Raw genomic sequence first — 18646 nt, forward strand, 5'->3', positions numbered from 1 at the left:
CGCCGGATCGGATCGCGGCCCGTCGGTCGCCCCCTCGGGGCACCGGCGGGCCGCGCGCGGTGCTCGGGCGCGTCCAGCATCCGCCCCGCCGGTGCTCAGTAGAATTCGAGCATCATGCGCCCGTTCGAAGAGACCGATCCCGAGCAGGTCGACATCTGGGTCCAGCTCGACGGGTTCTGGCAGACCTGGTACGGCCAGGTGCTGTCGAACGTCATCCAGATCGCCGCGATCGTCGCGATCGCGCTCATCGTGCGCTGGATCCTGCACTTCGTGATCCGCCGCACGGTCAACCAGATCGTCACGGGCGTCAAGCGCAAGCAGGACGTGACCGACACGCAGGCGCTGAACGCCGCCTCGCCGCTCGCCGCGGTCCGCGTCGTGCAGCGCACCCGGACCCTCGGCACGGTGCTCACGAACATCGTGAACGTCACGATCGCGGTGATCGTCGTCCTCCTCGTCGTGCAGGTGCTCGCCCCCGACATCCTCGGCTCGTTCACGCTGCTGTCGGCGGCGATCGGCGCCGGCCTCGGCTTCGGCGCGCAGAACATCGTGAAGGATGCACTGAACGGCATGTTCATGGTCGTCGAGGACCAGCTCGGCGTCGGCGACATCGTCGACCTCGGTCACGCGACCGGGATCGTCGAGGAGGTCCGGATCCGCGTGACGTCGGTGCGCGACGTCAACGGCACGCTGTGGTTCGTCCGCAACGGCGAGATCACCCGCGTGGGCAACATGTCGCAGGGCTGGGCGCGCGTCATCATCGATCTGGCGGTGCCGTACACGGCGGACGTCGACGAGGTCGAGGCCGCGATGCTCGGCACCGCGACCGAGATGGCGAAGTCGGGCAAGTGGCGCTCGCGGGTCCTCGAGAAGCCCGAGATCTGGGGCCTGGAGTCGGTCTCCGACGACGCGATGGTCATCCGGATCGTGATGAAGGTCCGCACGTCCGCGAAGGACGACGTCGCGCGGGAGCTCCGGATGCGGCTGAAGCGCACGCTCGACGGCATGGACCTCACCCTGCCGAGCCTGGCCAGCGTCGTGCTCAGCGGATTCGACGGCGTCACCCGCGTGAAGGGTGCGAAGCCGCCGAAGACCGAACCGAACCCCGTGGTGGACCGCCGGCCGCCGAGCAAGCGGCTGCTCCGCGCCATGCGCGCCGCGAACACCGTCACCGGCACGGGCAGCGTCCCGACCACGCCCGACGCCGATCCCATCCCGAAGGACACCCCGTGAGCCTGCCCGACAACCTGCCCTCGCCGAGTTTCTACGACCAGGTCGGCGGGCACGCCACCTTCGCGAGGCTCGTGCACGAGTTCTACCGCGGCGTGGCCGGCGACCCGGTCCTGAAGCCGATGTACCCGGAGGAGGACCTCGGTCCGGCCGAGGAGCGGCTGCTCATGTTCCTCGAGCAGTACTGGGGCGGCCCGACCACGTACGGCGAGCAGCGCGGGCATCCGCGCCTCCGGCTGCGACACCAGCCGTTCAAGGTGAACCCGGACGCGCGCGACCGCTGGCTCGCGCACATGCGCGCCGCCGTCGACACGCTCGACCTTCCGCCGGTCGCGGAGGCCACGCTGTGGGACTATCTCCAGCGGGCGGCGTTCGCGATGGTGAACACCTTCGAGGAGTAGCCGGCCGAGCCGCCCGCCACGGCGCCGCGTCGCCCGACGCCCGCCCCAGGCACCCGCATCACCCCGAGCCGGATGCCGACCCCGCCCGAGACGAAGGAGTCCCCCGTGGCCGACCCGACCACTCCCTCCGCGGCATCGCCCGCGGCCGCCGAGTTCGACGCGCTGATCGTCGGCGGCGGGCTGTCCGGCCTCGTCGCCGCGTCCGAGCTCGTCGACGCCGGCAAGCGCGTCGCGATCCTCGACCAGGAGCCCGAGGCGAGCCTCGGCGGACAGGCGTGGTGGTCGTTCGGCGGGCTCTTCCTCGTCGACTCGCCGGAGCAGCGGCGCCTCGGCGTCCGCGACTCGCTCGAGCTCGCCCGCCAGGACTGGCTCGGCACCGCCGGCTTCGACCGCGACGAGGACGAGTGGGGCCGGCGCTGGGCCGAGGCCTACCTCGAGTTCGCCGCCGGCGAGAAGCGGGCCTGGCTCCGCGAGAAGGGACTCAGGTTCTTCCCGGTCGTCGGCTGGGCCGAGCGCGGCGCCGGCATGGCGATCGGGCACGGCAACTCGGTGCCGCGCTTCCACATCACGTGGGGCACCGGGCCGGGCGTGCTCGAGCCGTTCATCGCTCGGGTCCGTGCCGGCGAGGCGGCGGGGCTCGTGTCGCTGCGGTTCCGGCATCGGGTCGACGAGCTCGTCGTCGAGGGCGGCGCGGTCGTCGGCGTCCGCGGTGCGCGACTCGCGCTGGACGAGGCCGCGCGGGGCGTCGGCTCGAACCGCGAGGTCGTCGGCGACTTCGAGCTCCGTGCTCCCGCCGTCGTGATCGCCTCGGGCGGTATCGGCGGCAACCACGAGCTCGTCCGGGCGGCCTGGCCGGAGCGACTCGGCACGCCGCCGGCCGAGATGCTGTCGGGCGTGCCCGCGCACGTCGACGGGCGCATGCTCGGCATCGCCGCGGCATCCGGTGCCCGGCTCGTCAACGGCGACCGCATGTGGCACTACACGGAGGGGATCACGAACTGGGATCCGGTCTGGGCGCGGCACGGCATCCGCATCCTGCCCGGACCGTCGTCGATGTGGTTCGATGCCACGGGCTCGCGACTGCCGGCGCCGCTCTTCCCGGGGTTCGACACGCTGGGCACGCTCGAGCACCTCGCGAAGACCGGCCACGGCCACTCCTGGTTCGTGCTCACGCAGAAGATCATCGAGAAGGAGTTCGCCCTCTCGGGCAGCGAGCAGAACCCCGACCTGACGAACAAGGACCTGCGGCTGCTCGCCGATCGGCTCGGCTCGGGGGCACCCGGCCCGGTCGAGGCGTTCAAGGAGCGCGGCGTCGACTTCGTGGTCGCCGACACGCTTCCGGAACTCCTCGACGGCATGCGCCGCCTCTCCCCCGACGGAGTGCTCGACGCCGACGACATCGAGCGCGAGATCGTCGCCCGCGACCGCGAGGTCGACCACGAGTTCTCCAAGGACCTGCAGCTGACCGCCGTCCGCGGCGCACGGCACTACCGCGGCGACAAGCTCATCCGGGTCGCGTCGCCGCACCGCCTGCTCGACCCCAAGGCCGGCCCGCTCATCGCCGTGAAGCTGCACATCCTCACGCGGAAGAGCCTCGGCGGCATCCAGACCGACCTCGACTCGCGCGCGCTCGGCGCCGACGGCGCTCCGCTGCCCGGCCTGTACGCGGTCGGCGAGGCCGCGGGCTTCGGCGGCGGCGGCGTGCACGGCTACCGGGCGCTCGAGGGCACGTTCCTCGGCGGGTGCCTGTTCACGGGGCGCGCCGCGGGGCGCGCGATCGCGGCGCGCTGACGGTTCGGGCTCGTCGCGCGCCCGCGGCCGCCGGAGCGGACCGGGACGAGGACGGATGCCGCGGCTACGCCTTGAGCGTCCACGCCTTCCGCCGCACGAGCACGTGACCACGTCGCGAGCTCAGGCGCGTCCACGGGCCGGTCTCGAAGAGGGCCGTCGGGTCGTCGCCGAGGAAGCCCAGGCTGAACGCCGCGAACGCCGCGCCGGTCGGCACGTACTCGAGGCCCTCGATGCCGCGGCCCCACACCTCGGAGCGCACGCGCTGCACGAGCTGCTCGCCCGTGCCCTCTGGGATCGTCGCGGCCACCTCGTCGATGCCCGCGCGGGCCGCACGCTCGAGCGTTGCGGCGTCCGTCTCGCCGAGCGGCCGCCAGCCGCCCCGTGGGGGCGAGATGCCCGCCCAGGTGACGGTGTTCACCTCGGGCGGCCGGGTCATGGTCACGGGGCGCGACTCGTCGTCCTCGCCGATCTCGCCGCGCGCGCGGACGATGCGGTCGACGACCGAGCGCATCGGGACCACGACGTCGAAGTCGTCGGTCTCGAAGAGCTGGAAGGTGCGCAGGCCGAGCACGGTCGGGCTCTCGTCGAGGATGCCGCGCGGGTAGAGGATCGCGGTGTACACGGCCAGGATCCCGTTCGCGGCGACGAGGCGCACCGAGCCGTCCTCCACGCGCGAGGCGCGCTGGAGGTACGTGTGCAGATCGCCGAGCGACAGGCTGTCGGCAAGCGTGAATTGCTGGACCATGGCCTGTCTAGACTACCGAGAGAGCGCCGCGGCCCCGGCCGTCGCGCGCCCGCCGATCGGCGGGGCGACGGGCGACCGACCCACACGGAGGAACCATGAGCGGTCCGATCGAGGGCCTGTTGAGCACGCTGCGACTCACCGACACCGGGGCGCGGACCGACGAGGACATCTTCACCGGCCCATCGCAGTGGATGCCGCGCGGGCGTGTGTTCGGCGGTCAGGTGCTCGCGCAGTCGATCATCGCCGCCAGCCACACCGTGCCCGACGACCGGCCGATCCACTCGATGCACGGCTACTTCCTCCGTCCCGGAGACGTGCAGCATCCCATCACGTTCTCGGTCGACCGCATCCACGACGGCCGTTCGTTCTCGACCCGGCGCACGCAGGCGTTCCAGCACGGGCTGCCGATCCTGTCGCTCATCGCGTCGTTCCAGACGCGCGACGAGGGCTTCGAGCACCAGATCGGGATGCCGGACGACCTCCCCGATCCCGACTCGCTGCCGTCGACGGCCGACGTGCTCGGCCACCTCGACCACGACGTCGCGCGATACTGGTCGAGCGAGCGCGCGTTCGACGTCCGGCACATCCCGTCGCCGGTGTACCTCACGGTCGAGGGCGAGCGGATGCCGCACCAGGTCGTCTGGATGAAGGCCTACGGGCGGCTGCCCGACGACCCCCGTCAGCACCGCGCGGCACTCGCGTACGCGAGCGACTACTCGATCCTCGAGCCCGTGCTCCGGGCCCACGGCGTGGCGTGGGCGACGCCCGGCCTGAAGGTCGCCAGCCTCGACCACGCGATGTGGTGGCACCGGGATGCGCGCGTCGACGAGTGGCTGCTGTTCACGATGGACTCGCCGTCGGCCAGCGGCGGGCGAGGGCTCTCGCTCGGCCGCATCTACACACGCGAGGGCGTCCTCGTCGCGAGCGTCGCCCAGGAGGGCATGGTCCGCGTTCCCGCACCCGTCCCGACCGCCTGATCCGGCGACCTCGACGCGCGGCTGTGCGATCCCGGCGAATGCGCCATCCGTCGGCCGTTCTGCCGCAGAATGGCAGCATCGCCGCGCCCCCGCGGCCTGATGAGGGAGGCAGCACACGTGGACGATTCCCGTGAACTCTCGCGCCGCACGGCGCTCGCGCTCGGCGGAAGCGGCGCGCTCGGCGGCGCGCTGATCCTGGCGGGGTGCGCCCCGTCCGACTCCGCGGTCGACGGCGGCGGCGACTCGGGCGGCGACGCCGGCAGCGGCGCGTCGACGCCGACGGATGCCGCGGGCGAGGACGTCGCGGCCCTCGCCGACATCCCCGTCGGGGGCAGCATCGGCGCGACGATCGGCGGCGAGCCCGTTCTGCTCGCGCAGCCGACCGCGGGCGAGGTCGTCGCGTTCAGCGCGATCTGCACGCACCAGCGCTGCACGGTCGCCGCCGCCGGCGCGAGCTTCGAGTGCCCCTGCCACGGGTCGGTCTTCGACGCGGCGACCGGCGAGGTCGAGCAGGGGCCCGCGCTCGAGCCGCTCCCCTCGGTGCCCGTCACCGTCGAGGGCGACCGGGTCATCGCCGGATGAGCGAGCTCTTCGACTTCCAGGTCGCGGGCCTGCCGATGCACGTGCTGCTCGTGCACGTCGTCGTGGTCGGCGTGCCGCTGCTCTCGGTGCTGCTCGTCGTCCTCGCGGCGTGGCCCGCCGCGCGCCGCGCGCTCTGGCTGCCGACGCTCATCGGGGCGCTCGTGCTGCTCGGGCTCACGTGGGTCACCGTGGAGGCGGGCGAGTGGCTCGTCGAGCGCGTGCCCGAGACGCCGCTCATCGAGGCGCACGCCGATCAGGGCGACGACATCCTGCCCTGGGTCATCGCCCTCGTCGTCGTCGCGGCGCTCGTCAGTGCGCTCGCGCTCGCGGAACGCTCCGCCGCCCGGAGGGTCACCGACGCCGAGGTCGCCGCCGCACGCGGCGTGTCGACGCCCGCCCGGCGCAGCCCCGCACGCGTCGTGATCGCGGCCCTGCTGCTCGTCGCCACGGTCGGCGTCGGCGTCGGCGCCGTCTGGACGACGGTGCGCATCGGCGAAGCGGGCAGCCGCGCCGTGTGGGAGGGCTCGTTCAGCGACGAGCCGCTCGAGGACCGATAGGGCGGATGCCGCGCCGGCGCGTCAGCGGCGCCGGAACGGGACGGGGTCGCCGAGGTACGGCTCCCAGGCCACCCGCTCCGCGTCCGTCATGCGCCGTGGCTTCTCGGTCGCGGCATCCACGAGCACGATCGTCGTGGCGGCGCGCGTGTAGAGCGTGCGCGGCTGGACGCCGGCCGGCGAGAACACCTCGTAGCAGACGTCGAGGCTCGCGCCGCCCATGCGTCCGATCCAGAGCTCGATGTCGAGCGGGAGCCGCTGGTAGGGGATCGGTGCGAGGTACTCGACCTCCTGCCGCGCGATGAGCGTGAGCGTCGCTGCGCCGGGCGATGCGTCGAGCACCGCGGTCGAGGCGCCGACCGCATGCTCGGCCGTGCCGTCGTCGTTCACCCAGAAGGCCTGGATGCGAGCCTCCTCGAGGAGGCTCAGCATCCGGGCGTTGTTCACGTGGCCGTACGCGTCGAGGTCGCTCCAGCGCAGCGGCGTCGGCACGTGAAGGCGCATGTCAGTCCCTCGTCAGCTTGCGGTACGTCGAGCGATGCGGCTTCGCCGCCTCGGGCCCGAGGCGCTCCACCTTGTTGGCCTCGTACGCCTCGAAGTTGCCCTCGAACCAGTACCAGTCGGCGGGGTTCTCGTCGGTTCCCTCGTACGCGAGGATGTGGGTCGCGATGCGGTCGAGGAACCAGCGGTCGTGCGTGATGACCACGGCGCAGCCGGGGAACTCGAGCAGTGCGTTCTCGAGACTCGACAGGGTCTCGACGTCGAGGTCGTTCGTCGGCTCGTCGAGGAGCAGCAGGTTGCCGCCCTGCTTGAGCGTCAGCGCGAGGTTCAGGCGGTTGCGCTCACCGCCCGAGAGCACGCCGGCGCGCTTCTGCTGGTCGGGGCCCTTGAAGCCGAAGGTCGAGACGTAGGCGCGGCTCGGCACCTCGGTCTTGCCGACCTGGATGTAGTCGAGTCCGTCGGAGACGACCTCCCAGAGCGTCTTGTTGGGGTCGATGCCCGTGCGCGACTGGTCGACGTACGAGATCTTCACGGTCTCGCCGATCTTCAGCTTGCCGTCGTCGAGCGGCTCGAAGCCGACGATGGTCTTGAACAGCGTGGTCTTGCCGACGCCGTTCGGGCCGATGATGCCGACGATGCCGTTGCGCGGCAGCGTGAAGCTCAGCCCGTCGATGAGCATGCGGTCGCCGAACCCCTTCTCGAGGTTCTTCGCCTCGAGCACGACATCGCCGAGGCGCGGACCCGCGGGGATCTGGATCTCCTCGAAGTCGAGCTTCCGCGTGCGCTCGGCCTCGGCCGCCATCTCCTCGTACCGCGCGAGACGGGCCTTCGACTTCGCCTGGCGTCCCTTGGCGTTCGAGCGGACCCACTCGAGTTCGTCCTTGAGTCGCTTCTGGAGCTTCTGGTCCTTCTTGCCCTGCACCTGCAGGCGCTCGGCCTTCTTCTCGAGGTAGGTCGAGTAGTTGCCCTCGTACGGGTAGAGCCGGCCTCGGTCGACCTCGCAGATCCACTCCGCGACGTGGTCGAGGAAGTACCGGTCGTGCGTGACGGCCAGCACGGCGCCGGGGTACTTGGCGAGGTGCTGCTCGAGCCAGAGGACGCTCTCGGCGTCGAGGTGGTTCGTGGGCTCGTCGAGGAGCAGCAGGTCGGGCTTCTGCAGCAGCAGCTTGCAGAGCGCGACGCGGCGCTTCTCACCGCCGGAGAGCACCGAGACCGGCGTGTCGCTCGGCGGGCAGCGCAGGGCGTCCATCGCCTGCTCGAGCTGCGAGTCGAGGTCCCACGCGTCGGCCGCGTCGATGTCCTCCTGCAGCGTGCCCATCTCGGCGAGCAACGTGTCGAAGTCGGCGTCGGGGTTCGCCATCTCGGCCGAGATCTCGTTGAACCGGTCGATCTTGGACTTGATCGGTCCCACGCCCTCCTGGACGTTCTCGAGGACGGTCTTCGTCTCGTCGAGCACCGGCTCCTGCATGAGGATGCCGACCGAGTAGCCCGGCGTGAGCCTCGCCTCGCCGTTCGACGGCTGGTCCAGGCCGGCCATGATCTTCAGGATCGTGGACTTGCCGGCGCCGTTCGGGCCGACGACGCCGATCTTCGCCCCGGGGAGGAACGCCATCGTGACGTCGTCCAGGATCACCTTGTCGCCGACCGCCTTGCGGGCGCGGACCATCGAGTAAATGTAGTCAGCCACTGGGTTCCTCACGAGTGGAGTGCACGGTTCAGCCCTCCAGCCTAGCGGCCCGCGAACGACCGAGCCGATCGCCGACGGAGCGGCGGGTCATCCCCCGGACGCGACCGCCGCGCCGACGAGGCATCCACCCGTGCCGAGGACGCCGGCCTCCATGCTCCGATACCCGTCGGAACCCTCGCCGTACTGACCGATCAGGCACCGGTCGTCGACGCGCACCGCGAACTGGATCGAATCCGCACGCTCGCCGAGGGTCGTCGTGTCGGCGGTGACCTCGATCGACGCGCGGTCGAAGCCCGCCTCGGCGAGCGCGTCGACGAACGCGAACCCGCCCGGCGACTCGTCGGCGGCGATCACCCCGCGGTTCACGCCGTCGAAGCGGGCGAGGTCGTCGGCACCGGATGGCTCGGAGGTCGGCACCATCGGCGCGGTCGAGGTCGTCGGGGCCTGCTCGGATGCCTGCCCCGCTCCGGAGTCGACGGATGGTGCGGCACAGCCGCCCGTCGTCGCGACGACGGCGGTGACGAGGACCACCATGACGGCTCGCCGGGCGGCGATCCGCGCTCGAAGCGCTCGCGCCCGACCGATGCCCACGATGGTCGATTCTAGGCCCGGTCTCGACCGCGAACCGTTCTCCGGCGCGTCGCGCGACCGTGCGATCACCGTCGGACGGCCCGTCGCTACAGTGAGCGCCATGATGGCTCTGGCGGCGGCGGGGAACGGCCTCGTCCATGCCGTGTTCGTCGCCCTCGGCCTCGCCGCAGGAGTCGGCCTCTTCGCATGGTCGGTGCGACGGACGGTGGGCCACGACGATCGCCTGTGGGTGATCGCGGGCACGTGCCTCGCGTTCGGCGCCGTCGGGTCGCGCCTCGGCACCTGGTGGCAGCAGTTCGATCCGTCGGCGAACGAGCCGCTCGCGCAATGGTGGATGGACGGCAGCCGAAGCGTGCTGGCCGGCCTCGTCGGCGCCTGGATCGGCGTCCACGTCGGGAAGCTCCTCACGCGGTATCGGGGATCCACCGGCGACCTGTTCGCCCCGGCGGTCGCCCTGGCCATCGGGATCGGGCGGATCGGCTGCCTCCTCACCGAACTGCCGGGCAAGCCGACCGCCCTCGGTTGGGGCATCGTCCTCACGTCGGAACAGGCCGCGCTGCTGGGCGGCCCGCCCGGCGTCGGGCTGCACCCGACCTACCTCTACGAGGCGGCGTTCCAGCTGGCGGCGTTCGCGGCCCTCCTCGTCCTGCGCACGCGGATGGGTCGACCCGGCGACCTCTTCGTGCTCTACGTCACCGCCTACGCCGTCTTCCGGTTCCTGGTGGAATTCGTCCGCGCCAACGAGGCCGTCTGGCTCGGACTCACCCGCCCGCAGTGGTTCCTGCTCGCCGTCCTGCCGTTGCTCGCCTGGCGCGTCGAACGTCTCCTCCGAGCTCAAGCCGTCCCCACCACGCCCGTCACCGCAACCCCCGGAGGAATCGATGAGTGACCAGCCGCCCGACCCGCCCGAGCCGGTCGATCCGCGTCGACCCCCCGAGCCGCCCGGGCCCCCGGTTCCCCCGGAGGGTGAGCCGGCGGAGCCGAGCGAGGGCACCCGGCCGTTCCCGCCGACGCCCGGCGAGCACCAGGCCGGACGCGGCTCCATCTGGCTCGGCATCGGCATCGCGGTCATCGCGGCCGCATCGGTCTGGCTGGTGCCCTTCTTCGGAGTCACCGACGGCCGGCAGCTGACCGTGTTCCTCACGCTCCTGCTCGGCGTCCCGGTCGCGCTCCTCGTGGCGGGGATCGTGCTCGCGGTCATCCCACGGACGAGGCGCACCGGCAGCGGACTGCTGATCGCACTCGGCGCGGCCGTGCTGATCACGGGCGGCGTGTGCACCGCCCTGTTGACGAGTTGGAGCGCCTGAGGTGAGCGCGCTCGACTCGATGCGAGGACGGAGCCTCGGCGACGGCCAGCCGCTCCGCGACGACCGGATCCACCGCTACGTCACGGCCTACTGCCCGGAGTGCCATGACCCCGATGGTCCCCTGTCGGAGGTGCGGCGCCTGTCCGGCGCGCTCATGGTCCGAGACGGCCGGGTGTGGCTCGAACGAGGCTGCCCGGTCCACGGGCTCGTCAGCACGCTGTACGACGAGGACCCCGAGATCCTCCGCTACCTCGAACGGTGGCAGGCGCCGACGAAGCGCCACGTGCCCGATCGACCCGGCAATTGGCTGCCGGTGCCCGAGGCGTACGGCTACGGACTTCCCGAGATGCAGACCCAGCACACCTGCATCCTGCTGGAGGACGTCACCGAGCACTGCAACCTGCGGTGTCCGACGTGCTTCACGGCCTCAGGTCCGCAGCTGAGTGGCGTCGCCCCTCTCGACGCCGTGCTCGCCAACGTGGATGCGCGCCTCGAGCGCGAGAACGGCCGCCTCGACGTCCTGATGCTCTCGGGCGGCGAACCGACGCTCTACCCCTGGTTCGAGGAACTGCTCGATGAACTGGTCGAGCGTCCGATCGTCCGGATCATGGTCAACACCAACGGGATGCTGGTCGCCTCCGACGACCGCACGCTCGAGCTGCTCGCCCGGCACCGCGACCGACTGGAGGTGTACCTGCAGTACGACGGGCCGTCGTCCGAGGCATCCGTTCACCACCGGGGCGGGGACCTGACCCGCTTCAAGGACCTCGCGATCGAACGACTCTCGTCGGCCGAGATTTTCACGACCCTGACGATGACCGCCGCCCTCGGAGTCAACGACGCGGACATCGGCGCCGTCGTCCTGCGCGCGCTCGAAACGCCGTTCGTGAGCGGAGTCGCGCTGCAGCCCGTGTTCGGGTCGGGCAGAGGGCAGCTCATCGACCCGATGGACCGCCTGACCCACACGGGTGTGCTCGCCCGGCTCGGACCGCAGACCGGCGGGGTCGTCAACTGGCACGACCTCACGGCGCTGCCCTGCTCGCATCCGCATTGCGCGTCGGTCGGCTACCTGCTGAAGGACGATGCAGGCGTCTGGCGTTCGCTCGTCGCGATCGTCGGGCACGACGAGCTCCTGCGCTGGCTGGAGATCGCCCCCGAGAGCCTCGCCAACCGGGTCGCGGATCGTGCGATCCCGCTGCAGATGCGGAACCTGGTCAAGAACTCCCTCCTCGATCTGCTGAGCGAGCAGGCGTCTCCGGCGGACAGTCGCACGGCCACGCTCTGGCAGAACATCTGCGAGCAGTGCGACCTCGGCATCGGCACCCTCGCGACGCTCGCCGCGAGCCGGCTTCCGGGTCAGCGCGATCGCATGCGCCGCCTCATGGGAGAGCGTGTCAAGCGCATCACCGTGAAGCCCTTCCAGGACATCTCGACCATGCTCGAGGAGCGGCTCGTGCAGTGCTGCGTCCATGTCGGGACCATCGGCGACGACGGCCTCGATCAGTGCGCTCCGTTCTGCGCGGTCCAGGCGTGGGGCCCGCTCTCGCGCCAGCGCCTGAGCACGGCGTCCGCGCGCGCGGCCGGGCCCGACCCCGCGCTCGGCGGAGGTCCGTCGACGACGGCGCTGTCGAGCGTCGACGACCTGGTGCGGACGGCGCGGAGCGCGCGATGAGCGAGCAGGAAGCCGCCGCCGAGCGCATCGCGCGCGGGCCCGCCCCAGGCGACCTCGTGTCGCACCGCGACGCGGCCCGCAACGACGATCCGGCTCCGACGGGGGCGCCGGACGATCCTCTTCGGCTCTGCATCTTCGCGACGATCGTGCTGCTCGGGTGGGCGCTCGGTCCGCTCGCGCTCCTCGTGTTCGCCGCGATCGGGTTCCTCGCATACTGGCGAGCCTGGCGTGCGGGGCTGACGCGTTCTCGCTGCTGGCTGCGCGACACGCGGCTGGTCCTCCTGTACCTCGGGCTGCTGGCCGTCGCGGGGGCCGCCGGGACGGTCATCTGGACGATCGACCTCGCGGCCCGACTCTGAGCGCGGCGCGGATTCCGGACGCAGCCCCGATCCCCGAGCGACGCGATCCCCGGCTCCCGCAGTCGCCGGTCCCGGGGACGAGGTCCGAGTCCCGCGGTCGCCGGATCCCCGATCGGCCGACCGTGGGACTCGCGCTGCACGACGGTCAGCTCGCCGCCGTCGACTCGAGGGCGGCGTCCTCCGCTTCGTCCCCGTCGAGCGGGTCATCGGAGGCGACCTGCCCGCCGCCGTCGCCGTCCGGCACCGACCAGTCGGCGCCAGCCGCCCAGTCGGGCACCTCGGTGCGACCGATCTCCCCTGCCGCGGACGATGCCGGCTCCGCGTCCTCCGATTCCGACTCGCCGGCCGCCTCGACCAGTCGCGAGCCGGTGGTCCTCGAGTACACGGCGACGCCCCACGACAGGTCGTGGCCGATCGCGTCGGCGTCGATCTCGATCGCGGTACCCGACCGCTCGGCGGTCTCCCACGCTCGGATGCGGAGCCGGCCGTGGACGACGACGCGCTCGCCCTTGCGGAGCGAGCGCGCGGTGTTGAGCGCCAGCTGGCGGAACGACGAGACGGTGTACCAGTTGGTCTCCCCGTCCTTCCAGGCGCCGGTGGCGCGGTCGAAGATGCGGCGCGTGGAGGCCAGCCGGAAGTTGGTGATCGGCAGGCCGGTGGCCGTGACGTTGTGGCGCGGGTCGCTGCCGATGACGCCGGTGATGGTCACGAGGTCGGACATGGGTGCTCCTCAGGGCTCGACGCCGCCGCGGATCGGCGGCTCGCGGCATCCGGGGCCCTCGTGCCGGAACGACCCCGGATGCCGCTTCGCACAGCGTGGCTGCGCGACCGCGGCATCCGTCGACCCCCGACTCGGCCCGTGGAGCCGGCGTCCGACCCGACGGCTGGTGAGGAGGGGTCAGGCGACGATGTAGTCCGCGTACGACCGGCGGATCTTGTTCACCTTCGGCAGCGCGACCGCCAGGCAGTAGCCCTGGCCGGGGTTCTTCGCGAAGAAGTCCTGGTGGTACTCCTCCGCCGCGAAGAACTCGCCGAGCGGCTCGATCGCGGTGACGACCTCGCCCGGCCACCAGTCGGCCGCGCGCGTGCGCGCCGCCTCGAAGAGCTCGCGCTGCGCCTCTCCGTCGAAGAACATCGCCGAGCGGTACTGTGTGCCCACGTCGGCGCCCTGCCGGTTCAGCTGCGTCGGGTCGTGCAGCGTGAAGAACACGTCGAGCACCACCTCGCGCGGCAGCACCTCGGGGTCGAACTCGACGCGCACGACCTCGGCGTGCCCGGTCGCCCCGGTGCACACGAGTTCGTAGGACGGATCCGGCGTCGAGCCGCCCGTGTATCCCGAGACGACGTCGTGCACGCCGCGGAGCGTGCGGTAGACGGCATCCAGGCACCAGAAGCAGCCGCCGGCCAGGACGAAGCGCTCAGTCACGGCCCTAGGCTACCGGCATGACCTTCGTCGCCTCCCCCGACCGCTACGACCAGATGACCTACAACCGGATCGGGCGGAGCGGCCTGAAGCTGCCGGCCCTCTCGCTCGGCCTCTGGCACAACTTCGGCCACGACCGTCCGCTCGACACGCAGCGCGCCATCGTCCGCCGAGCGTTCGACCTCGGCGTCACGCACTTCGACCTCGCGAACAACTACGGCCCGCCCCCCGGCAGCGCCGAGGAGAACTTCGGCCGCCTGCTCGCGACCGACCTGAAGCCCTATCGCGACGAGCTCATCGTGTCGTCGAAGGCCGGCTACCTCATGTGGGACGGCCCCTACGGCGAATGGGGCTCGCGCAAGAACCTGCTGGCCTCGCTCGACCAGAGCCTCGCACGCCTCGGGCTCGAGTACGTCGACGTGTTCTACTCGCACCGGCCCGATCCCGAGACGCCGATCGAGGAGACCATGGGCGCCCTCGCGCACGCGGTGCGGCAGGGCAAGGCGCTGTACGCGGGCATCTCGAACTACTCGCCCGAGCAGACGCGCGCGGCCGCGGCGGCGCTCGCGGCCGAGGGGGTGCCGCTCACGATCCACCAGCCGCGGTACTCGATGTTCGACCGGCACATCGAGGACGGCCTCTTCCCCGCGCTCGACGAGGTCGGGGCGTCCGCCATCGTCTTCTCGCCGCTCGCGCAGGGCCTGCTCACCGACCGCTACCTCTCGGGCGAAGTGCCCGCCGGCTCGCGCGCCGCGACGAGCCACTTCCTGCCGGCCGAGCGCATCAGCGAGGACTACCTGGCACGCGCACGCGCGCTGAACGCCATCGCCGCCGACCGCGGCCAGTCGCTCGCCCAGCTCGCGCTCTCCTGGGTGCTCCGGGTGCCCCAGGTCGCGAGCGCCCTCATCGGGGCGTCGAGCGTCGCGCAGCTCGAGCAGAACGTCGCCGCGCTCGAGGCGGCGCCCCTCACCGATGACGAGATCGCGGCGATCGAACCGCACGCCGCCGACGGCACCGCACTGGGCTGAGCTGATGACGCGGCCGCGGCATCCGTCGACGGGGCCGCGGTCGCGTGGCGCGCCGGTCCGGCTCCGGGGCGGCACGGCCACCCGGCGCTAGCCTGCGCACATGCAGTGGTGGAATGACTTCGTCGCCTGGCTTCTCTCGGACGAGACCCGTCCCGTGCTCTTCACGGCCGGAGTCGTCTTCGTCTCGGTCCTCGTGTCCGGGTTGCTCTCCGCGTGGATCGCGCGGGGCGCGGTGCACGGGCTGATCCGGCAGCGCGACCGTGAGCTGCGCCACGCCGCGATCGCGACGCTCATCGACGCCGCCACGGAGGCATCCGTGTGGAACTCGCTGACTCCCCAGGAGCAGGTGCTCGCGGACCGCGCCGTCGGGCAGGCCGACATCCAGGTGCGCCTGCTGCCGCTGCGCGGAGCGGATGTCGCCGCCGACTGGGCGGCGCACCAGCTGCACGAGCTCAAGCGCGCCTCGGCGACGTTCGGCTACCAGCTCGACCCCGCGGTCGCCGAGTTCCGCGAGCGGATGCTCGAGTGGCAGCGGCACCCGTCGCGCACGCGCCGCGACTTCCGCAACGATCTCGAGCGGTGGCGCCTGCAGCGCGACGAACCGGCGCAGGAGCTCGCGGCCGAGCAGGACTCGTGGGTCGCCGAGCAGCACCACGAGCGCTACACGCAGGCTCCGCTCGTCGAGGATGCCGCGACGCAGCCGGTCGCGACCTCGACCTCGACCGCCCCCTCCCCCGAGGTCGACGAGGTGGCCGACGCGGACACCGACCGTCGCGCGGTCGTGCAGCGCGACTGAGCGTCGCGCCCGTCGTCGCGCGGCCCTGCGACGATCCCGCCGGCGAGGTCCTCACGCGATCGCGTCAGGCGACCGGGACAGGCACCGCTAGTCGCGCCACCACGTGTCGAACATCGTGACCGGCTCGGCCCGCTTGTGGCGCGTCTGCAGGAAGCGCGCCTCGATCTGCTCGGCAGCGAGGTCGTCGATCTCGCGGCCCTCGAGGAAGTCGTCGATGTCGCGGTAGCTCAGCCCCAGGTTCGCCTCGTCGGACTGGCCGGGATCGTGGTCGAGCAGGTCGGCGGTCGGGGTCTTCAGGTACAGCCGCTCGGGTGCGCCGAGGTGCTCGAGGATCGCCCGACCCTGCCGCTTGGTGAGCCCCGAGAGGGGCAGCAGGTCGGCGCCGCCGTCGCCGAACTTGGTGAAGAACCCCGTGACCGCCTCGGCCGCATGATCGGTGCCGACGACGAGCAGGCCGCCCTCGCCCGCCAGTGCGTACTGCGCGACCATGCGCATGCGCGCCTTCACGTTGCCCTTGCCGAAGTCGCTGATCGGCCCACCGACGGCGGCCTCGAACTCGTGGGCGAGCCCGTCGACGCCGCCCCTGACGTCGAACTCGACGACCTCGGACGGGCGGATGAACCCGAGCGCGAGCTCGGCATCGGCCGCATCGCGCTGCACCCCGTACGGCAGCCGCACGGCGATGAACCTGGCCGTCCGGCCGTCGGCCTCGAGCTCCTCGACGGCGAGCTGGCACAGCCGTCCCGCGAGCGAGGAGTCCTGCCCGCCGCTGATGCCGAGGACCAGGCCGTTCGCGCCGGAGGCGGCGAGGTAGGCCTTCAGGAAGTCCACGCGACGACGGACCTGGTCGGCCGGGTCGATTGAGGCTTCGACGTGCAGTTCTTCGATGATCCGTGCCTGGAGGTCGCGCATGCCACGACGATACGACACGCGTGTGACGAGCGGATGACGCATCCGACCGCTCGCCGGACGGGGAATGCCGTCGGATACCATTCCCACGACGAAGGGGGCCCGCGTGCACGTCGACGTACCCACACTGGTGCTCATCCCGGCGATCGCGGCGCTCGCTCCACTGGCCACCCGCACGTTCGGCCGGTGGATCGCCATCCCCGTCGTCATCTTCGAGATCGTGCTGGGGATCGTGCTCGGGCCGTCGGCGCTCGGCTGGGTCCGGCCCGACCCGTTCATCGAGCTGCTCTCCGACTTCGGGCTCGCGATGCTCTTCTTCCTCGCCGGACAGGAGATCGACTTCGAGAAGATCCGCGGCGGCCCGCTCACGCGCGCGAGCCTCGGGTGGGGGATCTCCCTCGTGCTCGGCCTCGCCGCCGGGTGGTTGGTCGAGCCGGACGCGGGCGCGGTGTTCATCGGGATCGCGTTGACCTCGACCGCGCTCGGCGCACTCCTGCCGATCCTGCGCGACGCGGGCATGCTCCGCACGCCGTTCGGGGTGTCGATCCTCGCGATCGGCGCCGCGGGCGAGTTCCTGCCGCTGATCGCGATCTCCGTGTTCCTCTCCGGGCGCACGCCGCTGCACGCCACGATCGTCCTGCTCGCCTTCGCGCTGATCACGGGACTCGCGATCTGGCGGGCCTCGAAGGGCGACGGTCGCCGGCTGCACGCGGCGATCGCCGCGACGCTGCACACCAGCGGGCAGTTCGCGATCCGCCTCGTCATCTTCGTGCTGCTGGCGCTCGTCGGCCTGTCGATCGTGCTCGAACTCGACATGCTGCTCGGCGCGTTCGCGGCGGGCGTCATCGCGCGGCTCCTCCTCGCGGGCGCCCCGGAACAGGATCGGCGCACGATCGAGGTCAAGCTCGACGGGATCGGGTTCGGCGTCTTCGTGCCGGTCTTCTTCATCTACACGGGCGTCACGTTCGACCTCGAGGCGCTCGCCGCGGACGCACGGACGCTCGCACTGCTCCCGCTCTTCACGATCCTGCTGCTCGTCGTGCGCGGCATCCCCTCGGCGCTGCTCGCGCCGCCGGGTTCCACCCTGCCCGAGCGGATCTCGACGGGACTCTTCGGGGCGACGGGCCTGCCGATCATCGTGGCGGTCACGACGATCGGCGTCGAGGCCGGCGACATGGACGCGGGGACGGCATCGGCGCTCGTGGGCGCGGGCCTGCTCTCGCTCCTGCTCTTCCCGCTCGCAGCGATCGCCACCGTGCGACACGGGTCACGGCGCCCTCGGCAGGAATCGAACCTGCGACCAAGAGATTAGAAGGCTCCTGCTCTATCCGCTGAGCTACGAGGGCCGATCGCCACCACGATACCTCAGGCTCCATCCGGGCTCCCGGGCCGCGGGCGCCGCGACGTGTCGGCGCCCGGCGATAGAATCCCCGCATGGCTTCCTCGAGCGACCGACTGGTCTGGATCGACTGCGAGATGACCGGGCTCGACCTCGAGGTCGACGAGCTGGTCGAGATCGCCGTCGTCATCACCGACTACGACCTGCAGCCGGTCGACGAAGGCCTCGACATCGTGATCAAGCCCGACGCGAGCGCGCTCGAGTCCATGGGCGACTTCGTGCGGGCGATGCACACCCAGTCGGGTCTCATCGAGGAGATCCCGAACGGCGTCTCGCTCGCCGATGCGGAGTACCAGGTCCTCGAGTACGTGCTGAAGCACGTCCCCGACGAGCAGAAGGCGCCGCTCGCCGGCAACTCGATCGGCACCGATCGCGCGTTCATCAGCCGGTTCATGCCGCGCCTCGACGCGCACCTGCACTACCGCAACGTCGACGTCTCCTCGATCAAGGAACTCGCGAAGCGCTGGTACCCACGCGCGTACTTCAACGCGCCCGCGAAGGACGGCGGCCACCGTGCGCTCGCCGACATCCTGGAGTCCATCCGCGAACTCCAGTACTACCGGCGGGCGGTCTTCGTGACCGACCCCGGTCCGACGAGCCAGGAACTCCAGGCGATCGCCGCCGAGGTGTCGGCCGAGGGCTCCGCGGTGTCCGCGACCACCTCGAACGTGGTGTAATCTCGTAGGGTTGCCGC

Annotated in this window: 21 protein-coding genes and 1 tRNA gene; 14 read left to right on the forward strand and 8 right to left on the reverse strand. The window is 71.7% G+C overall.

Features of this window, described 5'->3' with window-relative positions:
- The first annotated feature begins 114 nt into the window (after positions 1–114).
- The 3 genes from ACULK2_RS10395 (at position 115) to ACULK2_RS10405 (ending at position 3422) form a co-directional block, all read left to right on the forward strand.
- Positions 115–1233: a mechanosensitive ion channel family protein gene (locus tag ACULK2_RS10395; RefSeq protein WP_445967175.1), complete on the forward strand. Its 1119-nt coding sequence runs from the start codon at positions 115–117 to the stop codon at positions 1231–1233.
- Positions 1234–1247: 14 nt separating this feature from the next.
- The gene (locus ACULK2_RS10400; RefSeq protein WP_445967584.1) at positions 1248–1631 is read left to right on the forward strand and encodes a globin; all 384 of its coding nucleotides are present in this window, start codon (positions 1248–1250) and stop codon (positions 1629–1631) included.
- Between the two features lie 105 nt (positions 1632–1736).
- Complete coding sequence (locus tag ACULK2_RS10405; protein ID WP_445967176.1) at positions 1737–3422, forward strand: FAD-binding dehydrogenase; 1686 nt, start codon at positions 1737–1739, stop codon at positions 3420–3422.
- A 64-nt stretch (positions 3423–3486) separates the two neighbouring features.
- Here the strand turns inward: ACULK2_RS10405 and ACULK2_RS10410 are convergent, their stop codons facing one another.
- Positions 3487–4167: a DUF8185 domain-containing protein gene (locus tag ACULK2_RS10410; RefSeq protein WP_445967177.1), complete on the reverse strand. Its 681-nt coding sequence runs from the start codon at positions 4165–4167 to the stop codon at positions 3487–3489.
- 95 nt (positions 4168–4262) lie between these two features.
- Between ACULK2_RS10410 and ACULK2_RS10415 the strand changes: the two genes are divergently transcribed.
- The 3 genes from ACULK2_RS10415 to ACULK2_RS10425 all read left to right on the forward strand — a co-directional run bounded on the left by ACULK2_RS10415 (position 4263) and on the right by ACULK2_RS10425 (position 6283).
- Positions 4263–5144 carry an acyl-CoA thioesterase gene (locus tag ACULK2_RS10415; protein ID WP_445967178.1) on the forward strand — a complete coding sequence of 294 codons (882 nt, stop codon included), beginning with the start codon at positions 4263–4265 and terminating at the stop codon, positions 5142–5144.
- Between the two features lie 117 nt (positions 5145–5261).
- Positions 5262–5726, forward strand: coding sequence for a Rieske (2Fe-2S) protein (locus ACULK2_RS10420; protein ID WP_445967179.1), 465 nt, complete (start codon positions 5262–5264; stop codon positions 5724–5726).
- On the forward strand, positions 5723–6283 hold the full coding sequence (locus ACULK2_RS10425) for a hypothetical protein (RefSeq protein WP_445967180.1): 561 nt from the start codon (positions 5723–5725) through the stop codon (positions 6281–6283). Before ACULK2_RS10420 ends, ACULK2_RS10425 begins: the two co-directional genes overlap by 4 nt.
- A gap of 21 nt (positions 6284–6304) precedes the next feature.
- Here ACULK2_RS10425 and ACULK2_RS10430 read toward each other — a convergent pair whose 3' ends face one another.
- The 3 genes from ACULK2_RS10430 to ACULK2_RS10440 all read right to left on the reverse strand — a co-directional run bounded on the left by ACULK2_RS10430 (position 6305) and on the right by ACULK2_RS10440 (position 9059).
- Positions 6305–6784 carry an acyl-CoA thioesterase gene (locus tag ACULK2_RS10430; RefSeq protein WP_445967181.1) on the reverse strand — a complete coding sequence of 160 codons (480 nt, stop codon included), beginning with the start codon at positions 6782–6784 and terminating at the stop codon, positions 6305–6307.
- Between the two features lies 1 nt (position 6785).
- Positions 6786–8468, reverse strand: coding sequence for an energy-dependent translational throttle protein EttA (ettA, locus tag ACULK2_RS10435; protein WP_445967182.1), 1683 nt, complete (start codon positions 8466–8468; stop codon positions 6786–6788).
- An 87-nt stretch (positions 8469–8555) separates the two neighbouring features.
- Positions 8556–9059, reverse strand: a complete 504-nt coding sequence (locus tag ACULK2_RS10440) for a DUF6993 domain-containing protein (RefSeq protein ID WP_445967183.1) — start codon at positions 9057–9059, stop codon at positions 8556–8558.
- 100 nt (positions 9060–9159) lie between these two features.
- On the opposite strand from ACULK2_RS10440, the gene ACULK2_RS10445 reads away from it, so the two are divergent.
- Genes ACULK2_RS10445 through ACULK2_RS10460 form a run of 4 tightly spaced genes read left to right on the forward strand, consistent with a single transcriptional unit; the run spans position 9160 to position 12397 of the window.
- The gene (locus tag ACULK2_RS10445) at positions 9160–9948 is read left to right on the forward strand and encodes a prolipoprotein diacylglyceryl transferase (RefSeq protein ID WP_445967184.1); all 789 of its coding nucleotides are present in this window, start codon (positions 9160–9162) and stop codon (positions 9946–9948) included.
- Positions 9941–10366 (forward strand): hypothetical protein, encoded by a 426-nt coding sequence (locus tag ACULK2_RS10450; protein WP_445967185.1) that lies wholly within the window; start codon positions 9941–9943, stop codon positions 10364–10366. Before ACULK2_RS10445 ends, ACULK2_RS10450 begins: the two co-directional genes overlap by 8 nt.
- A 1-nt stretch (position 10367) precedes the next feature.
- Positions 10368–12038: a radical SAM protein gene (locus tag ACULK2_RS10455; protein ID WP_445967186.1), complete on the forward strand. Its 1671-nt coding sequence runs from the start codon at positions 10368–10370 to the stop codon at positions 12036–12038.
- On the forward strand, positions 12035–12397 hold the full coding sequence (locus ACULK2_RS10460; protein ID WP_445967187.1) for a hypothetical protein: 363 nt from the start codon (positions 12035–12037) through the stop codon (positions 12395–12397). The genes ACULK2_RS10455 and ACULK2_RS10460 overlap by 4 nt, the downstream gene beginning before the upstream one ends.
- A 145-nt stretch (positions 12398–12542) precedes the next feature.
- On the opposite strand, the gene ssb is transcribed toward ACULK2_RS10460, so the two are convergent.
- Both ssb and msrA read right to left on the reverse strand, forming a co-directional pair.
- Positions 12543–13118: a single-stranded DNA-binding protein gene (ssb, locus tag ACULK2_RS10465; RefSeq protein WP_445967188.1), complete on the reverse strand. Its 576-nt coding sequence runs from the start codon at positions 13116–13118 to the stop codon at positions 12543–12545.
- A 177-nt stretch (positions 13119–13295) separates the two neighbouring features.
- Positions 13296–13823, reverse strand: coding sequence for a peptide-methionine (S)-S-oxide reductase MsrA (gene msrA / locus ACULK2_RS10470; RefSeq protein WP_445967189.1), 528 nt, complete (start codon positions 13821–13823; stop codon positions 13296–13298).
- Positions 13824–13840: 17 nt separating this feature from the next.
- Between msrA and ACULK2_RS10475 the strand changes: the two genes are divergently transcribed.
- Positions 13841–14848 carry an aldo/keto reductase gene (locus ACULK2_RS10475; protein WP_445967190.1) on the forward strand — a complete coding sequence of 336 codons (1008 nt, stop codon included), beginning with the start codon at positions 13841–13843 and terminating at the stop codon, positions 14846–14848.
- 100 nt (positions 14849–14948) lie between these two features.
- The gene (locus tag ACULK2_RS10480; protein WP_445967191.1) at positions 14949–15644 is read left to right on the forward strand and encodes a cation:proton antiporter; all 696 of its coding nucleotides are present in this window, start codon (positions 14949–14951) and stop codon (positions 15642–15644) included.
- Positions 15645–15731: 87 nt separating this feature from the next.
- On the opposite strand, the gene nadE is transcribed toward ACULK2_RS10480, so the two are convergent.
- Positions 15732–16556, reverse strand: coding sequence for an NAD(+) synthase (gene nadE, locus ACULK2_RS10485; RefSeq protein WP_445967192.1), 825 nt, complete (start codon positions 16554–16556; stop codon positions 15732–15734).
- A 64-nt stretch (positions 16557–16620) separates the two neighbouring features.
- On the opposite strand from nadE, the gene ACULK2_RS10490 reads away from it, so the two are divergent.
- Entirely contained in the window at positions 16621–17865 is a 1245-nt protein-coding gene (locus ACULK2_RS10490; RefSeq protein WP_445967585.1) for a cation:proton antiporter, read from the forward strand.
- On the opposite strand, the gene ACULK2_RS10495 is transcribed toward ACULK2_RS10490, so the two are convergent.
- A tRNA-Arg gene (locus ACULK2_RS10495) sits at positions 17827–17899 on the reverse strand. The genes ACULK2_RS10490 and ACULK2_RS10495 overlap by 39 nt on opposite strands.
- Positions 17900–17987: 88 nt before the next feature.
- Here ACULK2_RS10495 and orn point away from each other — a divergent pair.
- Positions 17988–18629 (forward strand): oligoribonuclease, encoded by a 642-nt coding sequence (gene orn, locus ACULK2_RS10500; protein WP_445967193.1) that lies wholly within the window; start codon positions 17988–17990, stop codon positions 18627–18629.
- The last annotated feature ends 17 nt before the right edge of the window (positions 18630–18646 follow it).

This window comes from Agromyces molybdatiresistens, from assembly GCF_052748445.2.